Here is a 5,648-nt window from a genome sequence, read left to right as displayed (position 1 = left end):
AACGTCACCCGCTCCCGCCTGGGCCGACTCGTACGCCAAGGACTCCTCGAACAACCCGGACGCGGCCAGTACAAGAAACGGACTTAACGCCCTCTAAAAGTTACGTGGAATCTGCCGGGGTGATCATGTCTCCCCGGTACACCCACGGACTTGGGAGAGCGCTTGAACGGCACGACGGTGCTGGCGGAGAAGTGGCCGGTGCTCGGGCGGCACGAGCAGGCGGAGGCCTGGCTGACGGTCTGGACAGATCTCGGACGTGCGCCCCGCACAATCGACGCCTATAGCCGGGGACTGGCCGAGTATCTGCTGATGTGCGAGCGGGAGGACGTCGACCCGGTCAGCGCGAACCGCGCTCATATCGCCGTCTATGTAAGGGAGTTGACCTCGCGCTCGCACCGGCGGGGGGCCAATGTGGTCTCGATCGACTCCGGGGCGGGGCTGGCGAACGCCACGATCCAGCAGCGGCTGGTGCCGGTGCGGTTGTTCTACGACTTCTTGATGGAAGAGGGGCTGCGGGAGTCCAACCCGGTGGGCCGGGGCCGCTATACGCCGGGCCGCCGCTGGGGCGGGCACCAGCGTGGCCTGGTGCCACGGCTGACGAAGCTCCCGTGGATTCCCGGCGAACAGCAGTGGTTGGGGATCTTGGAGGTCGCGCGGGAGGAGTCGGTCCGCAACCGGGTGATGCTGGCCCTGGCCTACGATGCCGCGCTGCGGCGCGAAGAGCTGTGCTCGCTGCGGACGGACGACCTGGATCCGGCGCACCGTACGTTGCGGGTGCGCGGAGACGACGAAGAACCGGCTGGAACGGGTGGTGCCGTACTCGGCGTCGACCGGCGTGCTGATGTCGGCCTACCTCGCTCACCGGGCCACGGTCAGCCGGGCGAGAGGCCCACTGTTCCTCTCCGAATCACGGCGCAACTACGGCCAGCCGCTGAGCCTCTGGACGTGGTCGAAGGTGGTACGCCGGATCGCCGTTACGGCCGGCGTCCCGCAGTTCTCCACGCACACCACCCGGCACCTGTGTCTGACCGATCTGGCCCGGATGGGCTGGGAGTTGCACGCGATCGCGTCCTTCGCTGGCCACCGCCACACCGACTCCACGCTTCAGTACATCCATCTGTCAGGCCGGGACCTGGCCGACAAGCTCGCCCGCGGCATGGAGCACATACATGCCTGGCGAATACAGGCGCTCACCTCGCCGAACGGCACATCGCCGGAGGTGGCACGGTGAGTGCATCTCGGCTGCCCCTGCCTGCGGAGAACGGACCCGAACGCTGGTCCTGGCCGATCATCCCTGACCGCTACGACACCGCTGTCGAGGTCCGACCCGCCGAGGCCCAAGCCGTCAGCGAACTCGGGGTGCGGAATCTGCGCCGGCTCAAGGACCATGATCCGTCTGCTGCCGGGTGGCGGGTGATCCGCCGTCTGCTGGGCCCGCTGGAGGCGGTCAACGCCGCCCTGGACTCGCCACCCACCCCGCACCGTCGACGCGCCATGCTCGACGTGATCGCCGTGCTGCTGACACGTTGCGCGGAAACCGGCCGGACCTTTTGGGGATGGACCCCGCAGGAGTGGATCTATCTGCTCGGCCGCAACCAGGCCGAGTTCCACCAGCACAGCCCGGGCTGGGTCAATGACGAGGTCCGCCCCTACCTCGCCGCGCACGCCTACCTGCTGGGCTCGTTCAACGAATTCCACCGACTCGGCAGCTTCCAGCGGCTCACCCTGTCCTGGCGGATCTTCGGACGTGACCGGGTGAGCAGCGAGATCGCCCGCATCCGCGCGGTCCTCGCCTCGTGGGGATACCAACTGGGGCGGGACGACGACACTCTGCTGCCGATGGTCGTCTGCCAACTACTCCTCCTCAGCCGGAGCCCGCATCTGGAGGATCTCGACACCGCGCTCTTCGACCGGGTCCGTCGCGAGAAGATGCTGGCCGGCTCACAGCGCTACACCCTGCACGCCACGCAGCGGGCGGTTGCCGAACTCGGATTCTGTGATCCTCCGCCGCTGCTCATGACCGGGCGCCATTCGGCACAGGCGACCGGCGGCGCGAAGGCGTGGGAACAGTGGGTCGACCGCTGGTACGCCACCTCTACGCTCAGCCCGGGCGTCCGCGGCGCCATGCGCTCCGCCCTCCTCCGGGTGGGCCGGTGGATCGCCGCTGAACAGCCCGACGCCGCAGACCCGACAGACTGGACGCGTCAGACCTGCGCGACTTGGATCGCGGCAGTGGACCGGATGAAGGTCGGTGACTACGTTCAGCGGACGGCCGGCCTGGGGGACCGTCTCGGCAAGCCACTCGAAGCGGCGACCAAGGCCGGGCAGATCACCGCGCTGCGGACGTTCTTCAGGGACTGCCAGGAATGGGAGTGGCTGCCCCGGACCTTCGACCCACTACGCACGCTGGCCATCCCGCGCAGCATCACCGCCCTCCTCGGCCCCGACCCGCGGGTGATCGCCGATGAGGTCTGGGCGAAGCTTCTGTGGGCGGGCCTGAACCTAGAAGCCGCAGACCTCCCACATTCCCAGGCCGGGCAGTTCTACCCCTTCGAACTGGTCCGCGCGGTCACACTGACCTGGTTGTTCTCCGGCCAACGCAGCAACGAGATCGCCCGATTGAGGGTGGGCTGCATCCGCTGGCAGCACGACGGAGCCCCCATCACCGGGGACTCACAGCAGGTCCTCGCCCGCGACACCGTCTGCCTCCTCGACGTTCCGCCCCACAAGACCGGCACCGCCTTCAGCAAGCCCGTCGACCCGGTCCTCGGCCAGGCCGTCGACGCCTGGCAGGCCGTCCGCCCGAATCAGCCCAAGTTCACCGACCGCCGCACCGGCGAGCGCGTCGACCTGCTGTTCGCCATCCGGGCCCGCCGCGTCTCCACCCACTACATCAACAACACGATCATCCCGATGCTCTGCCGCAAAGCCGGCGTCCCCGCCGCCGACGTCCGCGGGAACATCACCAGCCACCGGGCCCGGTCCACCATCGCCAGCCAGCTCTACAACGCCAAGGAACCGATGACGCTGTTCGAACTGCAAGCCTGGCTCGGACACCGATCACCGCAATCCACCCAGTACTACGCGAAGATCACACCAAACACCCTGTCGAAAGCCTATTCCGAGGCTGGCTACTTCGAACGGAACGTCCGCACCATCGAGGTCTTGGTCGACCGCGACGCGGTCGCTTCCGGGGCCGCAGCCTCCGGCGAGCCCTGGCAGTACTACGACCTCGGACACGGTTACTGCACCTACACCTTCTTCGAGCAGTGCCAGCACCGCATGGCCTGTGCACGCTGTGACTTCTACACCCCAAAGGCCTCCTCGAAAGCCCAACTCCTGGAGGCCAAAGGCAACTTGCAGAAGATGGCCGTGTCCATCCCGCTGACCGACGACGAGCAGGCAGCCGTCAAGGACGGCCAAGCGGCCCTGGATCGGCTACTCGACCGCCTCGCCGATACACCCACTCCAGCCGGTCCGACACCACGCGAACTGGACGTGCCGATAACGGCCCGCCTTCTGCCCCTCGTCGACATCCAACAAGACGGGACGGACTCCGGACCACGCTGATATCGGAATGCGCATACGCCCGGAGAGTGACACAGTCACGGCCGTGACCCTGATAAACGTGCTCGTCGACTTCGCCCGAACCGGCCGGATCGGTCCGCTTCACTGCGGGATGCCTCTGGCCGAGGCCGAAGACCTCCTCGGCCCGGGGCGACCGCACCCCGCCCACATCATGAAGGGGCCCGACATAGACGGTTACCCCTACTCTTGGGGCGGACTGAAGCTGGACATCACCCAGCGGACAGTCAGCGGCATCTGGATCCACCTCTGGCCCGGCTCGACCGCGAAGCTCCCCACTCTCGTCCTGCCCGAATCAGAGTCGTTCGAGGCCACCGTGCTCCGCGAGGAACTGGTCACGGCCCTGGACACCGCAGGCTGTGAGCATCACGTCAACGACACCCTCACCTTCGGCCAACAGTCCAGCATCCTCACCCGGCCCGCTGACGTCTACGCGGTCTTCAGCCTCCCCGGTCGGGACAACCACGTACCTCACCGAGACCGTCACTACCTCGACGTCATGCACAAGCACACCGCTTGACATCGCTGATTCCACAGAATGATGCGGTTGACGTGTCCTTCGACGACGCCGGAGCTCCAGGGCAGGGTGAGTCCGGCGATGACCGCGGCGAGGTCGCGTTCGAGGCCGGCGGCGAAGCCACGGAGCTTGGGCAGGTCCTCAGGGTGGTCGGGATCGACGAGTTCGCGCTACGCAAGGGCTGTGCGAAGCACAAGCACAGGCGCCACCGGAACCAGACGGCGAGCTCGACGTCCGGGGCCGCCCGCGCCGCATCGTGCCGGTGATCCGCGACCGCCACCAGGCCGTCCGCGAACTCCGCGCCCAGGGAAGGTCGCTGCGCGGCATCAGCGGTGACCTCGACCTGGACTACTACGCAGTGCGCCGCTACGCGCGCACCGAGGACGTCGAGGAACTGCTGGTCAAGGTCACCCAGCGCCGAACCCTGCTCGACGACTTCAAGCCCTACCTCTACGAGCGGTTCACGCAAGGATGCCGCCACGCCAGCCTTCTCTTCCGGGAAGTCCAGAGCCAGGGCTTCCGCGGCAGCCGCACCACCGTGAACTACTACGTCCGCCAGCTCAAACAAGGCATGGTGACCTCACCTTCGCCGCCAGCCCTGCCAAAGCCGCGGCGGGCCTTGCGCTGGATCATGACCCACCCGCAGAGCCTGCGCCCCGAGGCAACTGTCGGATTGAAGGAACTCCGCGCGGCCTGCCACGAACTCGACACGACCGTCGGGCTGGTCCGGGACTTCGCCGCTCTCATGCACGACCACCGCGGCGAGGACCTCGGCATCTGGATCGACGAGGTCGGCCAGCACGACCTGCCCCATCTCAAGCAGTTCGCCGACGGGCTCCTCCACGATCGGGATGCAGTCGTTGCGGGCCTGACCAGCCACTGGAGCTCCGGGCAGGTCGAAGGTCAGGTCACCAGGGTCAAACTCCTCAAGCGCGCCGGCTACGGCCGAGCCAACCTCGACCTCCTCCGCACCCGCATCCTCCTCAGGAGCTGAACCGGCCACGTCACAAGATCAGCGACAGACCCCGTCCACTCGTACGCGGCTGGGGAGATAAGAACGTACGCCGACACCCGGCCGAAGAACCAGAAGGGCTTCGTCGTCCTGCCCAAACGCTGGGTGGTGGAACGCACGAACTCGTGGACGCTGCGCGCCCGCAGGAACGTCCGGGACTACGAGACCCGGCCCACCTACAGCGAAGCCCACATCAACTGGGCCGCGATCGCCGTGATGACCAAACGCCTCACCCGCAAGGACGCCACCGTCATCCGCACCGCCGAGCCCTGGCACAAACGCGAGCGACAAGCCGCCTGAACAGCCTGCTAAGCAGCCGTTCAAGGAGGCGAGAACCCGCCCGGCTTCGAAGACGTTGCCGCCACGCGGACCAAGTACGGCATCACGAACTCGGCACAGGCCCCCACAGAGGCTCATTCAAAGCTAACTTCCGGCCGCCTCAGAGGGCGTTAAGTCCGTTTCTTGTACTGGCCGCGTCCGGGTTGTTCGAGGAGTCCTTGGCGTACGAGTCGGCCCAGGCGGGAGCGGGTGACG

Annotated in this window: 6 protein-coding genes; all 6 read left to right on the top strand. The window is 67.1% G+C overall.

What is annotated here, in order from left to right:
- Window positions 1–700 precede the first annotated feature (700 nt).
- The 6 genes from ACWD12_RS40730 to ACWD12_RS40705 all read left to right on the top strand — a co-directional run bounded on the left by ACWD12_RS40730 (window position 701) and on the right by ACWD12_RS40705 (window position 5,414).
- Window positions 701–1,231: a tyrosine-type recombinase/integrase gene (locus tag ACWD12_RS40730; protein ID WP_450103914.1), complete on the top strand. Its 531-nt coding sequence runs from the start codon at window positions 701–703 to the stop codon at window positions 1,229–1,231.
- A gap of 263 nt (window positions 1,232–1,494) precedes the next feature.
- The gene (locus tag ACWD12_RS40725; protein ID WP_450103913.1) at window positions 1,495–3,570 is read left to right on the top strand and encodes a tyrosine-type recombinase/integrase; all 2,076 of its coding nucleotides are present in this window, start codon (window positions 1,495–1,497) and stop codon (window positions 3,568–3,570) included.
- Window positions 3,571–3,613: 43 nt separating this feature from the next.
- Entirely contained in the window at window positions 3,614–4,105 is a 492-nt protein-coding gene (locus tag ACWD12_RS40720) for a hypothetical protein (protein ID WP_450103912.1), read from the top strand.
- 32 nt (window positions 4,106–4,137) lie between these two features.
- The gene (locus ACWD12_RS40715; protein ID WP_450103911.1) at window positions 4,138–4,368 is read left to right on the top strand and encodes a hypothetical protein; all 231 of its coding nucleotides are present in this window, start codon (window positions 4,138–4,140) and stop codon (window positions 4,366–4,368) included.
- Entirely contained in the window at window positions 4,365–5,096 is a 732-nt protein-coding gene (locus ACWD12_RS40710; RefSeq protein ID WP_450103910.1) for a transposase, read from the top strand. Before ACWD12_RS40715 ends, ACWD12_RS40710 begins: the two co-directional genes overlap by 4 nt.
- A gap of 126 nt (window positions 5,097–5,222) precedes the next feature.
- Window positions 5,223–5,414, top strand: coding sequence for a hypothetical protein (locus tag ACWD12_RS40705; protein WP_450103909.1), 192 nt, complete (start codon window positions 5,223–5,225; stop codon window positions 5,412–5,414).
- The last annotated feature ends 234 nt before the right edge of the window (window positions 5,415–5,648 follow it).

The sequence above is a fragment of the Streptodolium elevatio genome, assembly GCF_053592165.1.
Note: the sequence above shows the minus strand (reverse complement) of the source record. Positions and strands in the feature narration are given on the sequence as shown.

Coding starts and splice junctions, on each gene's coding strand:
- ACWD12_RS40730 (WP_450103914.1), top strand. CDS start 701: ATGCCGCGCTGCGGCGCGAAGAGCTGTGCTCGCTGCGGACGGACGACC.
- ACWD12_RS40725 (WP_450103913.1), top strand. CDS start 1,495: ATGCTCGACGTGATCGCCGTGCTGCTGACACGTTGCGCGGAAACCGGC.